The sequence below is a fragment of the Methyloceanibacter stevinii genome, assembly GCF_001723355.1.
GTDB lineage: Bacteria > Pseudomonadota > Alphaproteobacteria > Rhizobiales > Methyloligellaceae > Methyloceanibacter > Methyloceanibacter stevinii.
In genome coordinates this window covers 110,827-132,266 of sequence record NZ_LPWE01000004.1, presented here as the reverse complement: position 1 = coordinate 132,266, position 21,440 = coordinate 110,827, and the positions used below count along the sequence as shown (strand labels likewise).

The window sequence follows — 21,440 nt, the reverse complement described above, 5'->3', positions numbered from 1 at the left end:
CCGAGCGCACGGCCCCCAAAAGGCGGGCCGGCAGCAAGCACTCGCTCCCCCTGACAACTCAAGCTGGCATACTCGGAAGAGCCGATCGTTGTCATAGCTCTGTCATAAGCTTGTGAGTCCGCCGGAAACTTCTTATGACCTCGCTTAGGAAAGCGGGGGCACGCACCTTATGCCAGTGCAGAACGGCGATGAATCAGCGGTCGGCTTGGGCAGCACCAAGAAGCCTTCTCTCGACAAAGACCTCCAGAAAATCGAGCAGTTGGAAGAAGCGACCCGGGCGGTATCCCGCGCTTGGCCTTCCGTTGGAATTGCTGTCCTTTTTCTCGGTATTGCGGGCATTTTTGCCAGTTTCCAGGCAGGGGCCGCGCATAGCAGCGTACTGATTATCGCCGCCGCGATCATCGGTGGTTATATGGCGCTGACAATTGGCGCCAACGATGTCGCCAACAATGTCGGCCCGGCAGTGGGGGCGCGCGCCCTCACCATGACCGGAGCGCTTGTCATTGCTGCGATCTTTGAATTTGCAGGCGCCATGATCGCCGGCGGCAGCGTTGTCCAGACCATTTCCAAAGGCATCATCGATCCGAATCTCGTTCCGAGCGGCGAAGTGTTCGTATGGATCATGATGTCCGCCCTGTTGGCATCGGCGCTTTGGGTCCATCTCGCCACCTATCTTGGCGCCCCGGTATCGACGACGCATTCAATCGTCGGCGGTGTCCTCGGCGCGGGGTTAGCGGCCGTGGGCGCAGAGGCCGTCGACTGGTTCGTGATGGCGTCCATTGCCCTCAGCTGGCTCACCTCGCCCTTGATCGGCGGCGTGATCGCCGCCGCGTTCCTCGCCTTCATCAAAATCAACTTGATCTACCAAGAGGACAAAATCACTGCTGCGCGGCGATGGGTGCCGGTCCTGGTCGGGATCATGTCGGCGGTGTTTGGGGCCTATCTGGTCATCAAGGGTCTGAAGCACGTCTGGAAACCGGGCCTGCCGGCGATCACGGCTATCGCGATCCTCATCTACGCCGCGGCCTATCTCGCGGCCAGGCCCTGGGTCCGCAGACAGTCGGAGGGCATGGAGAACCGCAACCAGAGCCTGCGGAAACTCTTTCACCTGCCGCTGATCTGCTCCGCGGCGCTTCTGTCATTCGCACACGGCTCCAACGACGTCGCCAACGCCGTCGGCCCCTTGGCGGCGATCGTCAGCAGCGCCACGACGGGAACGCTGGTGAGCGCCGTCGGGGTACCCTTATGGGTCATGGTGATCGGCGGGGCTGGTATCAGTCTCGGCCTGTTCCTGTTCGGTCCCCGCATCGTCCGCATTGTGGGCGATCAGATCACCAAGATGAATCCGATGCGCGCGTTCTGCGTCGCGCTCTCGGCGGCCCTCACGGTGCTGGTCGCCTCGCAGCTCGGCCTGCCGGTATCGACCACGCACATCGTTGTCGGCGCCGTGTTCGGTGTCGGTTTCTTTCGCGAGCACTACACGGCGCGCAGCCGGCGACGGCGGAACTATGTGAGGACGCATCGAAGGCACGCCAAGGGCCGGAGCCGCGCCTTGCTGCCGGATGAATTGAAGCACCGAAAGCTAGTGCGGCGGTCCCACTTCTTTGGCATCGTCGCCGCCTGGGTCATTACCGTCCCGTCGGCCGCGGCGCTTGCCGCCGTAACCTTCCTCTGCGCCGATTGGCTGCGCTAGGCGACGGACGCGCCATAGAGGCAAGCAGACACTTGATAGGTGCTGGCGACGGCCCTATTCGCCGTCCCGGCCGAAAGCGGCCTGGAGCCGCGAGAAATGCGCGCCGACAGGATGATGGGCATCGGCATCCGGCTGCTTGAAATCCATCATCTGGTCGAGCCGGACCACCTGTTCCTGCAGCTTCACGCTCTCTTCGATGAGGGCGCGCAGCCGCTGCGGCAGCGATTCGAGGTCGCGCACGGGGCGTGAATCTTCCACTGGGAGCTTGATTTTGCGCTGTTCCTCGAGCGCCTGCTCGGGGGTCAGCTCGCCCTCGGTCACGGCCCGGCGGATCAGGAGCCAGGAGGCGAGCTGCATCAGCCGCGTGGTGAGACGCATGCTCTCCGTGGCATAGGCTAAGGAGTGCGGCGGCTTGAGCTGGCGCGCCTCTTTGCGGCCGTCGCCGTCGAGATAGGCCGCGGCCGCCTCGACCAGCGCCATGCCCTCGCGGAAGACGCTCTTGAATTGATCGGAGCGCGCGAATTTCGCGCCAAATGAGACGGTTACGCCGTCACCATAGCTCGTATTTTCGGTCTTCCCCGCCATGTCCCCCGGTACTCCATCGCCCCTCTTATTGAGCGGCATACTATGCCATGGGCCAGCGCTGTCGTTACCTTCCGTTAGGAAAGGTTAAAACGCAAGCTGTGGCGAGCGGAGGGCAAAAAAAAGGAGCCGCCGAAACGGCGGCTCAGGAAGTTAACAGGGAGGCGTCAAACAGAGTGGAACAGGCCACTCAGATCCAGAGGACTGGATAACGATGACTTTACGGGTGAGTCCCTAACAACCGGTTAAGACTAAGGCCCTCTTTACCTAAAGAAACTCTGTCCGGGCCGGTCTAGCTCTTGAACGCGGCCTCCGCGGCGCTGCGCGAGGATTGCTTCTCGGCGAGCAAGGCCTCGACGCGCGCGATCTCGCCTTGCAGCGTTTCGATCAGCGCCAGCAATTCGCCCTCCGACAGCGTGGATAGTCCTGGCCGATCTCGTGGCCCTTCGGCTTTTTCGGTGTGAGGTCGTTGAGGTCCATGGTCGAAATCTCCGCATCTCGCGCCGGTCGTCCCACTTGTGCGACAGCGCTCATCCTAGCATCGCGCAGCCGTCTTCTCTAAGAGTGAAGAAGCAACGCAGAATGGGGACGAGAATGCTGCCAGAGACCATGACCGTGATCGAAGTCCGCGAGCCGGGCGGCCGGAACAATTGACGCCGGGAACGCGGCCCATGCCGAAGCCTGCCGCGGACGAAGTCCTCATCGCTGTTGCCGCCGCGGGCATCAACCGGCCGGACGTGCTGCAGCGCCAAGGTCTCTATCCCGCGCCCAAAGGCGCCTCCGAACTCTTGGGGCTCGAAGTCTCGGGGCCGGTCGTCGCCATCGGCGAGAACGTGACCCGTTTCAAGCCCGGCGATTTCGTCTGCGCGCTGGTCAATGGCGGGGGTTATGCGGAATACGCCGTCGCGCCGGAAGCAACGACACTGCCCGCTCCGCACGGCCTGAGCACCGTGGAGACGGCTGCGCTGCCCGAGACCATTTTCACGGTCTGGCACAACGTTTTCGAACGTGGCTGCCTCAAAGAAGGCGACTGGCTGCTGGTCCATGGCGGGGCGAGCGGCATCGGCACCACGGCCATCCAGCTCGCAACAGCGTTCGGCGCAAGGATCGTCACGGTGGGTGACGATGCCAAGGCCAAGGCCTGCGAAGACCTGGGCGCCGTCCGCGCCATCAACTATCGCAAGGAAAACTTCGTCGACGTCGTGAAAGAGGTGACGAACAAGCACGGTGCCGACGTGATTCTCGACATGGTCGGCGGTGACTATGTCGAGAAGAACATCTATGCCGCCGCTCTCGAAGGTCACATCGTGCAGATTGCATTCCTGAAGGGATCGAAGGTCGAAGTGGATCTCATGCGGCTGATGATGCGCCGGCTGACGTTGACCGGCTCGACCCTGCGGGCTCAGAGCGATGCGGCCAAGGCGAAGATGGCGCAGGTAATTGAAGAGAAAATCTGGCCCTTGATCGCCGCCGGCAAATACAAGCCGGTGATCGACACCGTGTTTCACTTGTCCGAGGCGGTGGGCGCGCACAAGCGCATCGACGACCCATCCCATGTGGGCAAGATCGTCATGATCACCGCCTAGAGGCCACGCGTCACGCCAAGGTCGCGGATGAACGCATCGATCATACGGTCGTGCCACGCCTCGCGCTCGCCGCTCTCGTGAAAGCCGAGATGCCCGCCGCTCCGGGCAAGGCGTATCTCGACATTCGGATTGCCGCGGTCCCCAGCATGGAGATAGGGCTCGGCCGGGATCCACGGATCGTTCGCCGCGTGGATCATCAGGGTCGGAATCGCGATGTCCGGCACAAACTGCGCACCGGCCGTGCGCGTATAGTAATCCTCCGCGCCCGCGAACCCGTTGCGGGGCGCCACCCAGCGGTCGTCGAATTCGAAGACGGTATGGGTATCCGCGATGGTTCGGCGTTCTTCAGGCGATAGCGCGCACGAGGCCAGCACATCGCGCTTCATCCGCTGAATGAGGAAGTGATGATAGAGCGCGTTGCGGGGCTGCAGGATCCGTTCGCAGGCCTGCGCCGGCTCGATCGGCGCCGACACGGTGGCGGCACCGGTCACGAAGGGCGGGGCGTCCGCACGACCCAGCCAGTTCAGCAGGACGTTCCCCCCGAGCGAGTAGCCGATCAGGACAACGCCGTTTCCGGTTAGCGACGGATCGAGCCCCTCGAGCACGCTCTGAACGTCCGGCGCGGAGCCCGCATGGTAGAAGTTATTGGAGAGCGCCTGTCCGGGGCCGGCCCCGCGCAGGTTGAGCCGCAGAACGATGCGCCCGCGGGTCAGATGGAACCGCGCGGAGGCCCGCATGTAGTCGCTGTCTTCGCACCCGGTGAGACCGTGGATGAGCACGACGAGCGGGCTTTGCGTGTCCGGCGCCTCGGGCTCGGAAAGCGTGCCCTTGAGCCGGTCGCCGCTTCCGTCCCGCATCTCGAACTCGACGGACTTGGCCCGGCCCGGGAGCGGCTCCGTCCGCCGCATGACAATATTGCGCAACGTCTGAAGATCGCCGCCCCACCAGGGCGCACGGTCCTCGAATGCGCCGCCCTGCGCGGCATGTCTGATCGGTTCGTCCAGCACAACACAGCAGGTCGTGACCAGCGCGCCCGATTCAAGACCTTCTGCCTGCACGGCCTTTCGACGCGCCCAGCTCGGCCATGCGGCGAGGGGCGAACCGCCACCGGTCGATTGCAGAGTGTTCAATGCCGGCTGCGCCCAGTCTTCCTTGGCCGTAAGTAACTATTTCCCAGACATAATTGGCCAATCATGCCCGATGCTCTTGTGTTATACGGAGCAAGAGTCGACAAAAATTCAGGTGCAACCTCACGAATATTTTGAATGGGGAAATAATAAAGCACCTACAGCGCAGATCAGGCTGCCACCGACCTGTGCTGACATAACAGAACGGGGAGGCAACGCATGCCAAGGATTGCGACGATATTTGTCTGCGCGGCGGCCCTGCTGCTGTCGGGCTGCAACGATTCCCAAGCGCCGAAGGGCGACCCTGGCCCTCAGGGCGAGCAGGGCGCGGCCGGTCCCAAAGGCGACGCCGGACCGAAGGGCGAGTCGGGACCAGCGGGACCAAAGGGCGAGCCTGGACCGAAGGGTGAGCCAGGGCCTAAGGGCGACGCCGGGGAAGCCAACATTCGCGTGGTCGTGGCCGACGGCCCAGGCCAATTCGCCAAATGCGGCGCCGAAGAAGTCCTGATCGCGGCTTGGTGCCAGGGCGGCAGCGAGCCGAGCGCGGCGCTGGTCAGCGGTTCGAGCCAAGCCTGGTGCAGCACCGCTGCCGGTGGAAGCGCGGCCGTGTCCTGCCTGGCGAAGTGAGCACGCCGTAAACGCAAGCTAGCGGACACGAAATTCCGCGCGTCCCGGCCTCCGGGGCGCCCGCGCGCCGTCGTCTGGAACCGATTGCCTATTTGGGCCCGTGCGCCTATATAGAATGCATTCCCCTCACATTGGGACGTTTGGCTCTTTCGCTGAAAAACGCGAGGGACGCGACGAAACCCCTTTAAGCAAGGTTTGAATGTCACTATGAACCGCACCCCATTGATGCCGAAGGCGACGGCCGTCTGGCTTGTCGACAACACGTCGCTGACCTTCGAGCAGATCGCCGAGTTCTGCCAGCTGCACGTGCTGGAAGTGAAGGGCATCGCCGACGGCGACGTGGCGCAGGGCATCAAGGGCATGGACCCGATCTCGTCCAGCCAGCTCTCCCGCGAAGAGATCCACATCGCCGAGGAGGATCCCAAGCATCGCCTGAAGCTCTTGGAGCCCAAGGTCGAGGTGCCCGAAGTCAAGACGAAGCGCGGACCCCGCTATACGCCGGTGTCGCGCCGTCAGGATCGGCCCAACGCCATTCTATGGCTTCTGAAAAGCCATCCGGAGCTGAAGGACAGCCAGATCATGCGTCTCGTGGGCACCACGAAGCCGACGATCCAGGCCATCAAGGAACGCACCCACTGGAATTCGCCGAACCTCGTCGCGCAGGACCCGGTCACGCTCGGTCTGTGCTCGCAGATCGATCTCGACGCCGCCGTGAAGCGGGCTGCGGCGCGGCTTGAGCGCGAGCAGAAGAAGGCCGGAAAGGCGCCTGAGAAGGCCGGCTCCCTGATCCCGACCGAGGAGACGATCGGTCTGACGGACACCCAAGGCGCGAGACCGGCGGAAGCGAGGGCCCCAACCCGTTCGCTCCGCCCCAGCCGTCGGAGGACGACATGGCCTCTTCGCTGGCACAAGAGGCCCGTGACGCCATGGCGGCACCCGAGCAGGTCGAGGAGACGCCGGACGCGGAATCGGTCTTCGCCAAGCTCAAGGACCTGAAGGTCGAAGGCGAGAGCACCGAAGCCGAGAGCACGGAAGCCGAGAGCACCGAGGGTGAGACCACGGAAGCTGAGGGCACGGAGGACAAGGACTCGTCCGACGGCTGATTGCAACGATCCGGGCGGGCAGCGCGAACGCACAAGCCCGTCCGCCGTCTGACTGTCTGCGCGCTCCCGACCCAGGCTTGATCTCCCTCAAGGCCGCGATACCACTCTGACGCGAGCATGCCCTTCGTCGCTCTTGATGAAAGGGAGGTCTTCATGAGCCCGACCGAAATGGGCGTTCTGGCCCTGATCATCGTTGCGTTCTGCGCATTCGGGATCACGCTCGCCATCTACTCGCACCGCTCCAGCTAGCGCTGAGGCTACCGGGCTGCACCGCGTGGACCTCGCCGTCCACGGAGCGCATTTTTTTGCCGGCGGCCCATAACGAGGAATTGATTCATCCGGTCCCCGTGGCTAGGGTGCGGCAACCAAACGCACCCAATCCACGATGACCATGACAAATCCGTATGACGCCGGGCTCGGCAAGACGCCCGCGAACTATCAGCCGCTGACGCCGCTCGTATTCCTGGAGCGGGCCGCCGCCGTTTATCCCGACCATACCGCCATCATTCATGGCGACGCACACATCTCCTACGAGACCTTTTACGCCCGCGCGCGCCAGCTCGCCTCCGCGCTCGCGACGCGCGGCATCGGCGTTGGCGACACCGTCTCTGTGATGCTGTCCAACACGCCCTCGATGCTCGAAGCGCACTACGGCGTGCCGATGACGGGCGCAGTCCTGCACTCGGTCAACACACGGCTGGATGCGGCCAACATCGCCTTCATGCTCGATCACGCCGAGGCCAAGGTCATCATCTGCGACACGGAGTTCGGGGCCGTGATGAAAGAGGCCCTCAGTCTCGCAAAGGTAAAGCCGCTCCTGATCGACTACGAGGACAAGGAACTCGGCGAACCGGGAACGCGGCTCGGCGATCTCGACTACGAGGATTTCGTCTCGGAGGGCGATACCCACTACGCTTGGGCCATGCCGTCGGACGAGTGGAACGCCATCTCGCTGAACTATACCAGCGGCACCACCGGTAACCCGAAAGGCGTCGTCTATCATCATCGCGGCGCGGCCATGATGTGCTACGGCAACACCATCGCCACGGGCATGGGTCAGCACCCGGTCTATCTGTGGACATTGCCGATGTTCCACTGCAACGGCTGGTGCTTCCCCTGGTCGCTCAGCATGGTGGCGGGCACCCATGTGTGCCTGCGCGCGGTCCGGGCCAAGCCTATGTACGACGCCATCGCCGACCACAAGGTCACCCACCTGTCGGGCGCGCCTTTTGTCATGTCGGTTCTGCTGAATGCGACCGACGACGAGAGGCGCGACTTCGACCACCAGGTCGCCTTCAACCACGCCGCCGCGCCGCCGCCGGCCGCCGTCATGGCCGCCATGGAAGAGGCGGGCTTCGCCCTCACCCATCTCTATGGTCTGACGGAGACCTATGGCCCGGCCACGCTCAATGCCTGGCGCCCGGCCTGGGATGACTTGTCCTTCGATGACCGCTCCAAGAAGCGCATCCGCCAGGGCGTGCGTTATCACACGCTCGAGGATCTGACCGTGATGGACCCGGACACGATGGAGAAGACGCCTGCGGACGCCGAGACAATCGGCGAGGTCATGTTCCGCGGCAATATCGTCATGAAGGGCTATCTCAAGAACGAGCAGGCCACCAAGGAAGCCTTCGCCGGCGGCTGGTTCCATTCCGGCGACCTCGGCGTCATGCACCCGGACGGATACATCCAGCTGAAGGATCGCTCCAAGGACATCATCATCTCGGGCGGCGAGAACATCTCGTCCATCGAGGTCGAGGACACGCTCTACAAGCACCCCGACGTGGCAAGCGCCGCCGTGGTGGCCAAGCCCGATCCGAAATGGGGTGAGACGCCGTGCGCCTTCGTGGAACTCCGCGAGGGCTCGAAGGCGGAAGCCAAGGACATCGTCGACTGGTGCCGCGAGCATCTGGCCCACTTCAAATGCCCGCGCTACGTCGTCTTCGTGGACCTGCCCAAAACGTCCACCGGCAAGATCCAGAAATTCAAGCTGCGCGAACTCGCCAAGGACGTTTGACGCCATGCCCCTCCTCCGCTTTGACCTCATCGAGGCCGCACCGACGACGAAATCCAGACGCTGCTCGACGCGGCGCACCGGGCGATGCTGGCCGCCTTCAAGGTGCCGGAGCGCGACCGCTATCAGATCGTCCAGGAGCACAAGCGCGGCCGCATGATCGTCGAGGACACGGGCCTCGACATCGAGCGCACCGACAAGGTGGTCATGGTGCAGGTCATCTCCCGCCCGAGGACGCGCGAGAAGAAGGAAGCCTTCTACCGGCTCCTGTGCGAGGAGCTGGAGCGCTCTTGCGGCATTGCTCCCTCCGACGTGATGGTCTCGATCGTCGAGAACACGGACGAGGACTGGTCCTTCGGCCTCGGCCGCGCCCAGTTCCTGACCGGGGAGCTTTAGTCTCCCTCGTTGCTCCCCGCGCTGTAAGACGCAGCCCGAATCGGCTTAGTCTCCGTTGGAGACGGACCGGGAGGGCGCCATCATTCCGCTCGAGGAAAGCTTCAACGCAATCGCGAATTACGTGGCGCTCGGCGTCGAGTTCGGCGCGGTGTTCGTCGTGGCATTCGGATCGGCGCAAGCGGTCATCGGCCTGTTCCGGGCGATCGTCTCCGGCACGGCGGATAGCCTTCGCGGCCGGGAAATCTGGCTGAAGTTCGCCACCTGGATCCTGCTCGCGCTCGAATTCGCCCTCGCCGCTGACATCGTCCGCACGGCTGTCGCCCCCACCTGGGACGATATCTGGAAGCTTGCCGTGATCGCCGTGGTCCGGACCATGCTGAACTACTTTCTGGCCAAGGACATCGCCGCCTTTACCAAGCTGGAACGGGACCCGCAGGACAATTCGCCCCAGAATCAGACCCCTGGCCCCGCTTCCCCCTAATCCGTTGGACCACCGGGCCAATTTATGTTTGAGTGGCAGGGATTTTATCGCACCGCACGGTGATTGCGGCGTGCGGCTGCCCGATTGGCCAAATTTCGGGCGGAATTGGGGGATAGACGCGTCACAAGGCCAGGGCGCGAATTTCCGAAGTTGCCCAAAGACTTGAGTTCCCCGGTGCTTGGGGGACGGCGCTTCACGGGATTGAGGGATGACAGACTCAACACGGATGAGCAACGGCCGGCGTTTCCAATTCATCCTGATCAAACCGTCTCATTACGATGAGGACGGGTATGTGGTGCAGTGGCTCAAGTCCACGATGCCGTCCAACTCCCTTGCCGCCGTCTACAGCCTGGCTCAAGAAGCCGCCGAACGCGGTGTGCTCGGCCCCGATCTCCCCATTGACGTCACGGCCATCGACGAGACCAACAAGCGCGTCAGGTTCGACGAGCTCATCAAGTTGATCAAGGACAACGGCGGCGAAGGTCTTGTGGGCATCGTCGGCGTCCAGTCGAACGAATTCCCGCGCTCTGTCGACATCGCCCGGCCGTTCCTGGCCGAAGGCATTCAAGTCATGATCGGCGGCTTCCACGTTTCGGGCTGCCTCTCGATGCTGCCGGAACTGCCCGACGACATCAAAGCCGCGCAGGAGCTCGGCGTGTCCATCTTTGCCGGCGAAGCCGAAGAGCACATGGACACGGTGATCCGTGACGCGGCCGCACACAATCTGCAGCCCATCTACAACCACATGACCGAGGAATTGCCGTGCCTGGCCAACGTGCCGGCGCCGCCCTTTCTTCCTTACGAATTCGTGGAGCGTACGGTCGGGAACTTCACGAGCTTCGATGCTGGCCGGGGCTGCCCCTTCCAGTGCTCCTTCTGCACGATCATTAATGTGCAGGGACGCAAGTCACGCTACCGCACACCCGATTCTATCGAGAAGATTCTGCGCCTCAATTACGAGCAGGGCGTGAACCGGTTCTTCATCACCGACGATAATTTCGCGCGCAACAAGGACTGGGAAGCGATCTACGACCGCATCATCAAGCTGCGCGAAGAGGACGGCATGGACGTCCGCTTCATGATCCAGGTCGACACGCTGTGCCACAAGATTCCGAACTTCATCGAGAAGTCAAAGCGTGCCGGCGTAACCCGCGTCTTCATCGGGCTTGAGAACATCAACCCGGCAAACCTGCTGGCCGCCAAGAAGCGCCAGAACAAGATCACCGAGTACCGGAAGATGCTGCTCGACTGGAAGCGCGTCGGCATCATGACCTTCGCCGGCTATATTCTGGCTTCCCGAACGACACGCCGGAATCGATCAAGCAGGATCTGGAGATCATCAAGCAGGAGCTGCCGCTCGACATGCTGGAGTTCTTCATTCTGACGCCCCTGCCCGGCTCCGAAGACCACAAGGTGCTGACCGAAAAGGGGGTCTGGATGGACCCCGACATGAACAAGTACGAGCTGGAGCACGTGGTCACGGGTCACGAGAGGATGACGAAGGAGGAATGGCAGGGCGCTTACGAATCCGCGTGGCGGATTTTCTACGCCAACGATCACCTCGAGACGGTCCTGCGGCGCGCCTATGCCAGTGGCGTCAATATCCGTTCGTTGATGCCGGTGCTGTTCTGGTTCAAAAACTCCGTCCCAGTCGAGGGCTTGCACCCGCTGCAATGGGGCGTCTTCCGCATCAAGCACCGGAAGCATCGGCGCTCCGGCCTGCCGATCGAGAACCCGATTACGTTCTACGCCAAATACGGGGCCGAGATCGCCCGCAAAGCGACCATGCTCGGCAAGAGCTGGTGGGACCTGAAACGCATCGTCAAGATGATCGAGGCGGACCCGCATGCCGCGGACTATAAGGATCAGGCCCTGACGGCGGTCGCCGAAGAGGACTCCGAGCATATGGGCCTCTACAACCAGAACGAGGCCGCGCGGGTCGCGGTGGAACGCGAATTGCGCGTCGCCAACAAGGCCAGCGTCCAGGCCAACGGCGCCGCGAAGGGCAACGGTACCGCGAAGGCCAACGGCAAGGGTCAGCCGAAACTGACCATGAAGCAGAACGCGAGCTTCGCCGCGCCGGATGCGGCCAACGAGAGCAGCTCGGCAGGCGAGAAAGCGCCGGCGGCTTAAAGGTAGCCGGATGATCGGATGAGCGCGTCCGAAGGCTTCCAGGAATTCCTCAAGGATCAGCTCGCGGGCTTCGGACCCGTCGCCATTCGCCGCATGTTCGGCGGGGCCGGCGTGTATGCGGACAACGTGATGTTCGGACTCATCGCCGACGACACGCTCTATCTGAAAGCCGACGATACGACAGCACCCGCCTTCGAGGCCGAGGGCATGCAAGCCTTCACCTATACGGCCAAGGGCGGAAAACCGATCTCCATGTCCTATTGGGAGGTGCCGCCGCGCCTGCTGGAAGACCCGGACGAACTCACCACGTGGGCCCGCGCGGCTCATGCGATTGCCTGCGCGGCGAAGAAGCCCGCGCGCAAGAAGACAGCCCGGAAACGAGCGACATGACTCATCGGACAATGCCCCACCGGACCGAGACCGCCCATGGCTGAGACAAACGACGCCGAAAGTTCGTCTGTCCGGCGCATCGTGACGGGCGAGGGCCAAAACGGTGAGCCGGTGTTCGCGAGCGACGGCGATGTCCCCGCGATCGAGACGCCGCTCATGCCGGGCGCGAAGTTCTTCAGCCTGTGGGGCGCGGATGTGCTCCCCGCGCTTCCCGACAACGGAGACGAGCCGCCCTTCCGCACCTGGTTTCCGCCCGCCGGCGGCTTCCGCTTCGAGCTCATCGAACTACCGCCGGAGAATGAGAACGCAGCGCCGCCTCCGGATATGAAGCAGGCTCTGAAAGAGACCGAAACCCGCCTGCCCGGCCTCATCCAAACCATGGACCCGAAGAAACCCGGCATGCACCGGACGACACGATCGATCTGATCTATGTGACGGAAGGCGCGTGCCTGCTCACGCTCGATGGGGGCGAACCCGTCGCGGTCGGCACCGGCGACAGCGTGGTGCTCAACGGGCAGCGCCACGCATGGCGCAACCCGCATGCATCCCCATGCCGGTTGCTGACCGTCTCACTCGGCGTAAAGCGCGAAGCTAGATCAGTTGCCGAAGGCGCGGTTGATGATGTCCGCAAAGCCGCCGCGGCCGAGGGGACGGCGCGTCTGTTGCTGCGGTTGCTCCTCGTAGTAGCCGCCCGCCTGACCATATTGCTGCGGACCCGCAGACGGGCCCAGCGCGTAGGCCTGGATCCAGCCCTTGGCGTTGCTGTTGGGATCGGTCACCTCGACCCATTCCCCGTTGCGGGAAACAACCTTCAAGTCACGCCCATAGGGAAAAGCGAACAGCACGGGCGAGTCCTCGGATGCCGTCAGGCGCATGCCCGAACCCGACACGATGATCTTCGCCCACTCCTCTTGCGGCTGACCGTAGGGGCCCCCGCCGTAGCCAGGCTGCTGACCCTGTTGCGGGTTCTGGCCTTGAGGATACTGACCCTGAGGAGACTGCCCTTGGGGATACTGACCCTGAGGGTACTGGCCTTGCTGGTACTGCCCCGGCGGGATCTGACCTTGAGGGTACTGTCCTTGCGGGTACTGCCCTTGTTGCGGGTACTGGCCCTGCGGAGGCTGACCCTGTTGCGGGTACTGACCCTGAGGATATTGGGCCTGGGGATACTGGCCTTGGGCGCCCGGCTGAGCCTGCCCCGGATAGGCCGGATAAGCCTGCTGCTGGCCGCCGGATCCATAAGGGTCTTGCCCGCCATTCATATTGGGGTTGACCGATGCTGTCCGGTCATAGGGCTGGCCCTGACCATAGGGCTGCTCTTGCTGACCGTAGGGCTGGCTCTGACCGGAAGGCTGGTTCTGGCCGTAAGCCTGGCCCTGAGCATTGGGATCCTGTTGCGGCGCGTTGAAGAAATCCTGCGGCGGACCGTTGGGCCCGGCTCCGGGTCCCGGTGCCTCGACGACGCTTTCGCCTTGTTCGGTCAGCCAGGGCAATTGCTGCGGCGCAGGCTGATCCTGACCCGGCTGCGGCACGGCCGCGGCCTGCTGGTCGGGCGCCGGCGCATTTCCGCCGGTGTCCTTGGGCGCGGCGGCCTTCTTGGCGGCCCCATCGGACTTGGCGGCGTCTTTGGCCTTGGGCTGCGATTTGGTCTTGGAGGCCTCGGCCTCCTCTTCGATCTTGGCCGCGAGCGCCTGCTCATAGGCCAGCGCCCGCTTCTTGGGCGGGGGCGCCTTCGTCATCGTGTCGGCGATCGGCTCGTTGAACAGCATCATCCAAACCGCGCCGAGCGCGATGATGCTCATGCTAGCCGTGAAGAACAGTAGCTTCTTGATGGTCGTAACTCCCCTCTTCAACCGCATTTGGCTGAGAAAAGGCGGCAATTGCGTGTCTTAGGCCAGTATTCTGCCTTCGTTAACCCTAAAATTCCGTGAAGCGGCACGGGGCCGCAGCACCTACTTCTGGATAGTGTCCGAGCGGTTCTTGCATCGAAAACCGACCCGCCGGCGCTATAGTCTTACTTGCGATGACGTCCATGCCCGTTCCAACGCCCCTCACGCTCTCACGATCCATGACAGGCGACCGTTCCGTCTTTTGACGATCCGTCATTTTGACCAATCCGTCTTGGCAACTGCCGCCAATCGAGAGGTACACTCCGTAGATGTTGTCATATGTCGAACATGACAATGCCCAGGCCGTCGAAATCCACATCGGCGGCAAGGTGTCGACCGAGGAGTTCGACCGCGTCGCGGACAAGCTGGAAGCCTTCATTGCGCGCCATGGTCAGGTCCGCGTCTTGGAACAGATCTCCGACTTCGAGGGCATGGATGCCGCCGCGTTATGGCACGACGTGAAGTTCAGCCTCCGCCACCTCAAGGATTTCAACCGCATCGCCATCGTCTGCGACCCGCATATCCGCAATCTGTGGTCCAGCTTCGTAGCGCCCTTCATCACCTGCGAGGTCGAGCATTTCGCCCCGGACCAAATCGCCGAAGCCCGCGACTGGCTGATGTGGCCGGAAGGCGCCGCCGACATCTGAGCGCAGCATCCGCCCGCTGCGGGTCGGCTCGTATCTACCCTTGCGCGTCCGCCGGCTCCGGTGTGGACGGCACCGCGTCCGGCGTGATCTGGATGGACTGCAGATAGGCGATGATCGCATCCACCTCGTCGGGCTGGAAGACGAAGACGGGCATGTCCGGATGCCCGGACATGATGCCTTCGGCCAGCGATTCGGCCAGATCGTCGACGGGATAGTTTTCGGAAAGAACGCGGAACGGCGGCGCTTCCTTGTTGGGGCTCTCGCCTGTCACCCCGATCGCATGGCAGCGGCCGCAATGCTCGCTCACGATCGCCTCGCCCTTGGCCATCGCCTCGCCCTTGGCCGTCGGGTCTTCGTCGGCGCCGAGCGCTGGCAGAGTTGTGAAAACCAGCAGCGCCGTCAGCACGCCGCGTTCGAAAAAGCCGCCCAGTCCCAGCCGCATGGCCTCCGCCTCAAGTTTGATTCGAGCCCGGCATAGCTATAGCGCAGATTGCGCGGGCACCAGTGAGATACGTCAAGACGGGCCCGCGGTTCCACCCGCCAGACAATAAAAGGGGCCCGGACAATAAAAAACCACGCCGTAGCGCGGGGCTAGAGGGGCGTGGCAACAACAACTCCCAACCGTGCGGAGCACTGCGAGTTTTCCACAGGCCGGGCACGGCAATAATGCAATTCTCTCGATCAGGCCTCCGGGGACGGAGGCCGATGGCCTTGGGGCTGAAAAGCCTCGAGACCTCGTGAGGCTAACTGTGTCTCAGGCGTTCCATCTCGTCTTTGAGGTAGAGCTTCCGGCGCTTCAGTTCGGCGATTTTGAAGGCGTCCGCCGTGGGCCTTCCTTGTTCTTCATCGATCTTGCGATCCAAAGCGCGGTGTTTCTCTGCCAATTCATCGAGATGCGCTTCTAACGCCATACCGGACCTCCGAATTGAATTGTCGATGTAACTATTCTGACAAAGAGACCGGGCCTTGTCTAATCACGGCTGATTGGGCGGTCGTTTCGACGCAACCCTTAAGAATTGGACCGTCGGGACCTGCGATCCGGCGGACGGGCTCTTGCGCCAATTAAGGTTCGGAAAGATACTCCCGGCCACATGAACAAGGAGCGCCCGATGGAGAGCGAGGAGATCCGCGAGCTTCGGGCTGTACTGGGGAAGCTCAAACAAGAGCACCGCGACCTGGACAGTGCGATCAACGCGCTGGAGGAGTCGGGCCGCGCGGACGCATTGCAGCTCAAGCGACTAAAAAAGAAGAAGCTCTTTCTGAAAGACGAGATCATCCGGATCGAAGACGAACTGCTTCCCGATATTATCGCTTGAGCTTTCGGTCGGCCGCCGCCAGGACGGCAAGGCCCAGCAGCCCCGCAAAAATCTCGATACCCAGATAGATCAGCAGCAACAGGCTCGGCCGTCCATCGATCGCGAGGCTAATGAGCCGCCCGGCCGCGATGGACCAGGCGAAGCCGATCACCGTGATCACGGCGACGCGCTGCCATTCGGGCTTGAAGGCCGAGACGGCCCAAAACAGCCCCACGCCAAGATAGAGGCACATGACGCCCCGGTAGATATGGGTCTGATCCGTCCCGAGCTCCGGCATGGTCAGAAACATCGGCAGCGTCTTCGCCGGCGCGAGCCCGTAATTGAGCGCGATCGGCACGATCAGAAGCGCCGACCCACGCAGGAACAGCCGCATCAGCTTGTCTACTTTGGGCACAACAACGGGTTCGGACATTCGGCTCTCTCGCTCCGGATCGGAATCGCAGATCCCAATCATGCCGCCTTTTCCGGCGCTTGGCTTGTTTGTTTCTGCCTAGGCAAACATGGCGGGCTCGAAAAGCTTAAGCCTGATGCCAGAACCAGCCGAAACCCGCCTTGCCAACCCCCCTGGCCCGCCTATAATCGCGCGCTTTCCGCGATCCGCCTTCGGGCGGTTTTTTTGATGGGCGAAAGCATGAGCGAGGCGACCCCCTCCGTCGGCATCATCATGGGAAGCCGGTCGGACTGGCCCACCCTGAAAGCAGCCGCAAAAATCCTGGACGCGCTCAAGGTGCCGTACGAGACGAAAGTCGTCTCGGCCCACCGCACCCCGCAGCGGCTCTACGACTACGCCACGGGCGCGCGCGGCCGGGGCCTCAAAGTCATCATCGCCGGCGCCGGCGGCGCCGCGCATCTACCCGGCATGGCCGCCTCCATGACGACCCTGCCTGTGCTTGGTGTGCCGGTCGAAAGCAAATCCCTGAAAGGGCTAGACAGCCTCCTGTCCATCGCGCAAATGCCAGGCGGGGTCCCGGTCGGCACGCTTGCCATCGGCAAGGCTGGCGCCACCAATGCGGGACTTCTGGCCGCCAGCATCCTGGCCGTGTCGGACGCCCGCTTGGCGTCGCGACTGGAGGCGTGGCGCAGCGCCCAGTCCGACGCGGTCGCCGAGACCGTCGAGGATAATGACTGACGCGCCGCTGCCGCCCGGCAGCACCATCGGCATTCTGGGCGGCGGCCAGCTCGGCCGCATGCTGTCCGCTGCCGCCAGCCGGCTCGGCCTGAAGACACATATCTACAACGACACCCCGGACGCCCCCGCCTTCCACGTCGCAGCGAAGGGAAGCGTCGGACATTATGACGATCTGGACGCGGTCGCCCGGTTCGCCGGACAAGTGGACGTGGTGACGTGCGAGTTCGAGAACGTGCCCGCGGCCGCCTTGGAGGCGCCGGCGCGGCCACGCCCGGTCTTTCCGCCCGTGAAATCCTTCGAGGTCGCCCAGGACCGGCTGGCCGAAAAGGACTTCGTGAGCGGCCTCGGCATCGCCGTTGCACCCTATGCCGCCATCGACACGCTTGCGGACCTGAAGGAGTCGATCCTGCTTGTACCGCCGGCGGCCCTGCTCAAGACCCGCCGCTTCGGCTATGACGGCAAGGGACAGGCTTGGATCCATACGCTCTGCGAGGCCGAAAGTGCCTGGGAGTCCATCGGCGAGGCCCCGGCGATCCTGGAGGGCATGGTCCCGTTCGAGCGCGAGCTCTCGGTCGTGACGGTGCGCGGACGGGACGGAGCCTTGCGCTTCTACGATGTGGTCGAGAACGTCCACAAGGACGGCATCCTCGACACCAGCACGGTCCCGGCGAACATCCCGGCCGCGCTCGAGACGGAGGCGCAAGCAATCGCCGGCAAGATCGCCGAGGCGCTCGGCCATGTGGGCGTCCTTACCGTGGAGATGTTCCAGACCGGCGGCGAGAGCCCTGCCCTTGCCGTGAACGAGATCGCCCCCCGCGTCCATAATTCGGGGCACTGGACCCAGGATGCCTGCCTCGTCAGCCAGTTCGAGAACCACGTCCGGGCCATTTGCGGCTGGCCCCTTGGCGACGTGGCCCGCCACAGCGACGCCGTGATGACCAATCTGATCGGCAGCGACGCGGACAACTGGCGCCAATACGCCGCCGAACCCGGCACCGCAGTGCATCTCTACGGCAAGGCGGAACCCCGGCCGGGCGCAAGATGGGCCATATCAACCGAATTTCCCCTAAAACATAGACGCCGATGACACTCTCGCGGTCTGGACAACCCGCCGCAGGTTTGCTAGAGCACCCCCTGGATGCGTGATTCAGGCGATCCGCAAATGGGTTGCTGTGGCTTCGCTCCAATCCCAAAATCAACGCTAATTCGGAGATTAGAGACGCGTGCAAGTCGTCGTTCGCGATAACAATGTCGATCAGGCCCTCCGGGCGCTGAAGAAGAAAATGCAGCGCGAAGGCATCTTCCGCGAGATGAAGCTCCGTAACTATTACGAGAAGCCCTCCGAGAAGCGTGCCCGCGAGAAGGCCGAGGCCATCCGCCGGGCGCGGAAGCTGGCCCGTAAGAAGGCCCAGCGTGAGTCTGGCGTTGGCGGACGCCCCCGCGGCCGCCGCTAAGACCACTCTTCAGAAGTACAGCGCTGCCAAGAGCCGGGAAGATCCTTCCCGGCTTTGTCGTGTCTGCGCGCCTTGAGTTGCACGATACCGCCGAAGAACACGCGCTCAAGTAGCGCGAAGCGCGGTAGCGCCAAGAAAATGTCCCGAACCTAAACCGGCAGGCCATTTGCATCTGTCCCGCCTGGGCGCTGTTTGCGTCGGAAAACCAACAAACCGGGACACCACCATGACGACGATTGATCAAACGCCTTATGGCCGTTTGGAGAACGAGGGCCGCCTCTTCAATGCGGTCTTGAAAGCCCCCACCACCGACGGGGACCGCTTCGCCTATCGCGGCGATTTCGCTCTGAAGTTTCAGGAAAAACTCGCCGACGAGGCGCGGCCGCCGGAGTTCTGCATGGAGCAGATCCTGACCCTCTCCAACAAGGGCGATGAGCACATACCGGTCATGGCGGGTTACCTCCACAACTTCGAATATCTGCAGGACGTGGTCGACGTCATGGGCGACCTCCTGGGCCCCGACGGCAAGTACTTCATGTTCTGCAACAACGTGGACCTCAGCAAGACGTTCTCAGTCACCGTGGACGGCAAGAGCTTCTACGTCTTCCCGTGCGATGAATCGTCGGTTTGGAAGGAAATGCTCGAACTGCTCAGAATCGAAAAGAACGACGTGAAGAAGATGAGCACCGTGGACAAGACGGCCTATGTCTTGGACGCCGCCCTCAAATTCGACGACACGTTCGAGGAAATCAGCTTCGAAAAGGGCGTCGAGGAGATGGAGCCGGTCAAGAACCGCAACGAGAACCGCCCCGTCTAGCACCAGGCAGTCTCTGCCGGGTCCCCTAGACGCCTGCGTCCTCGCAGAGTGACACCTCGTCGTCTTCGTCGATGTCATCGCCGGCCAGTTCGACGCCGACGATGCACACATCGTCATCGAGCACGACGAGGTTCACCGGCTTCAGCGACTGCCCCACACAAGGACCGTCGATGCACTCGCCAGTGCCGGGGTTGAACAACGCGCCATGCTTGCCGCACATGAGGAGGCTGCCGTTGTCGTTGACGAAGCGCTCACCGCCGAAATCGAAGCCGACGCCCTCATGGGGACACTGGTTTTCGTAGCCGTAGACCTGCTGGCCCAGGCGGTAGATGACGATCGACCAGTGCTTCACCTCACCGTTTTCGATACGGCCCAGCCGAAAGTCCTTGGCGCGCTTGCTCGGGATCTCGTTGAGCCCGCATACGACATAGGGAACGAGCGGTTGGGTCGGCGCTATCTCGGTCATCGCGAAATCCTCATTTCTGACGGCTGTTGCGTGCTTCATCGCTGAGCCTTGCAAATTGGACGCCAGACGTCCCTCAGGTGGCGCGGTCCTCGGCCGGAAACCCGCGCACAAAAATGGCCGGCGCGGAGGTCCGTGCCGGCCATGGAGCCCACGAGGGATGATGAGAACCGAGCGCTAGCGCTCCGCTGCGGCGGCGGCCGGAATCTCCACCGGCCGGCCGGCGCGGGCCGCGTTTTGGGTTTCGACCGCGGGCACCGCTTCGGCGCCGAGACCGGCCAGGAAGTCGCGGACCCGTGCCCAAGCCCCCTGCTCGAACAGATCGTTGTGTCCGGCGCGCGGCACGACCGTGAGGGTCTTCGGATCGCTGGCCGCATGGAACACGCGGCGCGCCATATCGAGCGGGATAACCGCATCGCGGCCGCCATGGACGATGAAGAGCGGCACGTCCACGGAGCCGATGCGGTCGATGGTGCGATACTGATCGACCATGATCTGCTGCAGCGGCAGAAGCGGCCAGGCCAGCTTGCCCACGTCGACGACAGAGGTGAACGGCGATTCCAGCACCAGGGCCTCGGCCTCACGCTGCTGACAGACCTGGGTCGCGACGCCGGTGCCGAGCGACTCGCCGTAGAGCACGATGTCACGGGGCGGCACGCCGAGCCCGCGCAAGGCGTCGTAGGCGCTGACAGCGTCCCTCACGATACGTTTCTCCGAGGGACGGCCGGACGACCCGCCAAAGCCGCGATAGTTGACGATGAAGACGCCGTAGCCGTCTGCGGCGATGGCTTTGATCTTCCCCGCCCGGGCAGCGACGTTGCCGCTGTTGCCGGGGAAGTACAGGAGCGTGCGCTTACCCTGCGCAGCCGGGCGGTACCAGGCGATCAGCTTCTTGCCGTCGCCAGACTTGAAGACGATCTCGTCGACGCCCGTCAGGCCGGCTTCGCGCGGGTTGATGCGCGTGCGGTCCGGCACATAGAGGAAATAGCGATGAAGCAGCCGTGCCACGATGCAAAACAGCGCGAAAATCACGAAAAGAGCTAGAATAAGGTTCAACATGACCCTGTCTGCGCCTCTCTTATCTTTATTATTGGTCGGCCCGCAAAATACGGACCATGTATGAATGGCGCCTGAACGGGTCATTCATCCGATGGAACTCTCCAATGAGTTCCCAATACCAGAGTTTATGCTTGCCTAATGGCGTCTTTCGATCTCGGAGCTCCGCTTAACCTTTGGATAAGGGGCGCCTCGATCTCATGCTAGATGGTCCGGACGGTGGGGGAATCAATGGACGAAAGTCACACGCCGCACCGCACAGCCGCCAAGGCGCAGGTGGGTAAGGGACGATTGAAGCCGCAAAATGGGCGAATCCCGGCCGCACCTTGGCAGTTCTTCGTTGAATCCGAGACGGTTAACCGTATCGCACGGTCAAGGCAGAGCGGCCGCTGAGCGTTGGACTGCCGCGCTGTGACGGAATGCACAGCGCCTTTTCGCGCCATCACCTATCTTGTTGTCACTGACCAAGAGAGACGACCGGCGGCCTTCTGACCCTCTCCGCCCCCCGAGGTGGGCAGCAGCCGCCAAAAGCACTCG

Annotated in this window: 23 protein-coding genes and 4 pseudogenes; 18 read left to right on the top strand and 9 right to left on the bottom strand. The window is 63.0% G+C overall.

Annotated elements, in window-relative coordinates; translation table 11 throughout:
* The first annotated feature begins 169 nt into the window (after positions 1-169).
* On the top strand, positions 170-1,693 hold the full coding sequence (locus tag AUC70_RS03075) for an inorganic phosphate transporter (RefSeq protein WP_069443538.1): 1,524 nt from the start codon (positions 170-172) through the stop codon (positions 1,691-1,693).
* Between the two features lie 54 nt (positions 1,694-1,747).
* On the opposite strand, the gene rcdA is transcribed toward AUC70_RS03075, so the two are convergent.
* Both rcdA and AUC70_RS16045 read right to left on the bottom strand, forming a co-directional pair.
* Complete coding sequence (rcdA, locus tag AUC70_RS03070; RefSeq protein ID WP_069443537.1) at positions 1,748-2,278, bottom strand: protease adaptor protein RcdA; 531 nt, start codon at positions 2,276-2,278, stop codon at positions 1,748-1,750.
* Between the two features lie 289 nt (positions 2,279-2,567).
* A pseudogene (locus AUC70_RS16045) lies at positions 2,568-2,705 on the bottom strand (DUF1192 family protein); the annotation flags it as partial.
* Between the two features lie 241 nt (positions 2,706-2,946).
* Between AUC70_RS16045 and AUC70_RS03065 the strand changes: the two are divergent.
* Positions 2,947-3,861, top strand: a complete 915-nt coding sequence (locus tag AUC70_RS03065; RefSeq protein WP_083241209.1) for a zinc-binding dehydrogenase — start codon at positions 2,947-2,949, stop codon at positions 3,859-3,861.
* On the opposite strand, the gene AUC70_RS03060 is transcribed toward AUC70_RS03065, so the two are convergent.
* The gene (locus tag AUC70_RS03060; RefSeq protein WP_206599301.1) at positions 3,858-4,991 is read right to left on the bottom strand and encodes a YheT family hydrolase; all 1,134 of its coding nucleotides are present in this window, start codon (positions 4,989-4,991) and stop codon (positions 3,858-3,860) included. The genes AUC70_RS03065 and AUC70_RS03060 overlap by 4 nt on opposite strands.
* 216 nt (positions 4,992-5,207) lie before the next feature.
* Between AUC70_RS03060 and AUC70_RS03055 the strand changes: the two genes are divergently transcribed.
* The 10 genes and pseudogenes from AUC70_RS03055 to AUC70_RS18725 all read left to right on the top strand — a co-directional run.
* The gene (locus AUC70_RS03055; RefSeq protein ID WP_069443536.1) at positions 5,208-5,615 is read left to right on the top strand and encodes a collagen-like protein; all 408 of its coding nucleotides are present in this window, start codon (positions 5,208-5,210) and stop codon (positions 5,613-5,615) included.
* A 207-nt stretch (positions 5,616-5,822) separates the two neighbouring features.
* Positions 5,823-6,611: a DUF1013 domain-containing protein gene (locus AUC70_RS03050; protein WP_083241208.1), complete on the top strand. Its 789-nt coding sequence runs from the start codon at positions 5,823-5,825 to the stop codon at positions 6,609-6,611.
* Positions 6,542-6,718, top strand: a complete 177-nt coding sequence (locus AUC70_RS17010; protein ID WP_158007344.1) for a hypothetical protein — start codon at positions 6,542-6,544, stop codon at positions 6,716-6,718. The genes AUC70_RS03050 and AUC70_RS17010 overlap by 70 nt, the downstream gene beginning before the upstream one ends.
* A gap of 391 nt (positions 6,719-7,109) precedes the next feature.
* Positions 7,110-8,735 carry an acyl-CoA synthetase gene (locus AUC70_RS03045; RefSeq protein WP_069443573.1) on the top strand — a complete coding sequence of 542 codons (1,626 nt, stop codon included), beginning with the start codon at positions 7,110-7,112 and terminating at the stop codon, positions 8,733-8,735.
* 4 nt (positions 8,736-8,739) lie between these two features.
* Positions 8,740-9,128: pseudogene (locus AUC70_RS03040) on the top strand (tautomerase family protein).
* A gap of 55 nt (positions 9,129-9,183) precedes the next feature.
* Positions 9,184-9,609 carry a DUF1622 domain-containing protein gene (locus AUC70_RS03035; protein WP_206599300.1) on the top strand — a complete coding sequence of 142 codons (426 nt, stop codon included), beginning with the start codon at positions 9,184-9,186 and terminating at the stop codon, positions 9,607-9,609.
* Positions 9,610-9,817: 208 nt separating this feature from the next.
* Positions 9,818-11,577 (top strand): annotated as a pseudogene (locus AUC70_RS16040) (B12-binding domain-containing radical SAM protein); the annotation flags it as partial.
* Between the two features lie 183 nt (positions 11,578-11,760).
* The gene (locus AUC70_RS03020; RefSeq protein WP_069443533.1) at positions 11,761-12,132 is read left to right on the top strand and encodes a TfoX/Sxy family protein; all 372 of its coding nucleotides are present in this window, start codon (positions 11,761-11,763) and stop codon (positions 12,130-12,132) included.
* Between the two features lie 36 nt (positions 12,133-12,168).
* Positions 12,169-12,558: a cupin domain-containing protein gene (locus tag AUC70_RS03015; protein ID WP_069443532.1), complete on the top strand. Its 390-nt coding sequence runs from the start codon at positions 12,169-12,171 to the stop codon at positions 12,556-12,558.
* A gap of 5 nt (positions 12,559-12,563) precedes the next feature.
* Positions 12,564-12,641: pseudogene (locus tag AUC70_RS18725) on the top strand (hypothetical protein); the annotation flags it as partial.
* 87 nt (positions 12,642-12,728) lie between these two features.
* On the opposite strand, the gene AUC70_RS17740 reads toward AUC70_RS18725, so the two are convergent.
* Positions 12,729-13,985, bottom strand: coding sequence for an SH3 domain-containing protein (locus tag AUC70_RS17740; protein WP_158007343.1), 1,257 nt, complete (start codon positions 13,983-13,985; stop codon positions 12,729-12,731).
* Between the two features lie 305 nt (positions 13,986-14,290).
* Between AUC70_RS17740 and AUC70_RS03005 the strand changes: the two genes are divergently transcribed.
* Positions 14,291-14,668 (top strand): SpoIIAA family protein, encoded by a 378-nt coding sequence (locus AUC70_RS03005; RefSeq protein WP_069443530.1) that lies wholly within the window; start codon positions 14,291-14,293, stop codon positions 14,666-14,668.
* Positions 14,669-14,702: 34 nt separating this feature from the next.
* On the opposite strand, the gene AUC70_RS03000 is transcribed toward AUC70_RS03005, so the two are convergent.
* Positions 14,703-15,110: a c-type cytochrome gene (locus AUC70_RS03000; RefSeq protein ID WP_069443529.1), complete on the bottom strand. Its 408-nt coding sequence runs from the start codon at positions 15,108-15,110 to the stop codon at positions 14,703-14,705.
* Between the two features lie 301 nt (positions 15,111-15,411).
* Positions 15,412-15,579, bottom strand: a complete 168-nt coding sequence (locus AUC70_RS16030) for a YdcH family protein (protein ID WP_083241206.1) — start codon at positions 15,577-15,579, stop codon at positions 15,412-15,414.
* Positions 15,580-15,759: 180 nt separating this feature from the next.
* Here AUC70_RS16030 and AUC70_RS02995 point away from each other — a divergent pair, with 180 nt between their 5' ends.
* A complete protein-coding gene (locus AUC70_RS02995) occupies positions 15,760-15,984 on the top strand; it encodes a YdcH family protein (RefSeq protein WP_083241205.1) in 225 nt (74 codons plus the stop codon).
* Here the strand turns inward: AUC70_RS02995 and AUC70_RS02990 are convergent.
* A complete protein-coding gene (locus tag AUC70_RS02990) occupies positions 15,974-16,396 on the bottom strand; it encodes a DUF4345 domain-containing protein (protein ID WP_069443528.1) in 423 nt (140 codons plus the stop codon). The genes AUC70_RS02995 and AUC70_RS02990 overlap by 11 nt on opposite strands.
* A 219-nt stretch (positions 16,397-16,615) precedes the next feature.
* Between AUC70_RS02990 and purE the strand changes: the two genes are divergently transcribed.
* The 4 genes from purE to AUC70_RS02970 all read left to right on the top strand — a co-directional run bounded on the left by purE (position 16,616) and on the right by AUC70_RS02970 (position 19,384).
* A complete protein-coding gene (purE, locus tag AUC70_RS02985) occupies positions 16,616-17,113 on the top strand; it encodes a 5-(carboxyamino)imidazole ribonucleotide mutase (protein WP_069443570.1) in 498 nt (165 codons plus the stop codon).
* Positions 17,106-18,200, top strand: coding sequence for a 5-(carboxyamino)imidazole ribonucleotide synthase (locus AUC70_RS02980; protein ID WP_083241203.1), 1,095 nt, complete (start codon positions 17,106-17,108; stop codon positions 18,198-18,200). Before purE ends, AUC70_RS02980 begins: the two co-directional genes overlap by 8 nt.
* 136 nt (positions 18,201-18,336) lie before the next feature.
* Positions 18,337-18,567, top strand: coding sequence for a 30S ribosomal protein S21 (gene rpsU, locus AUC70_RS02975; RefSeq protein WP_045368671.1), 231 nt, complete (start codon positions 18,337-18,339; stop codon positions 18,565-18,567).
* A 226-nt stretch (positions 18,568-18,793) separates the two neighbouring features.
* A complete protein-coding gene (locus AUC70_RS02970) occupies positions 18,794-19,384 on the top strand; it encodes a hypothetical protein (RefSeq protein WP_069443527.1) in 591 nt (196 codons plus the stop codon).
* Between the two features lie 25 nt (positions 19,385-19,409).
* On the opposite strand, the gene AUC70_RS02965 is transcribed toward AUC70_RS02970, so the two are convergent.
* Positions 19,410-19,850, bottom strand: coding sequence for a Rieske (2Fe-2S) protein (locus tag AUC70_RS02965; RefSeq protein WP_069443569.1), 441 nt, complete (start codon positions 19,848-19,850; stop codon positions 19,410-19,412).
* A 174-nt stretch (positions 19,851-20,024) separates the two neighbouring features.
* Positions 20,025-20,906, bottom strand: coding sequence for an alpha/beta hydrolase (locus AUC70_RS02960; RefSeq protein WP_158007342.1), 882 nt, complete (start codon positions 20,904-20,906; stop codon positions 20,025-20,027).
* Positions 20,907-21,440: the final 534 nt, after the last annotated feature.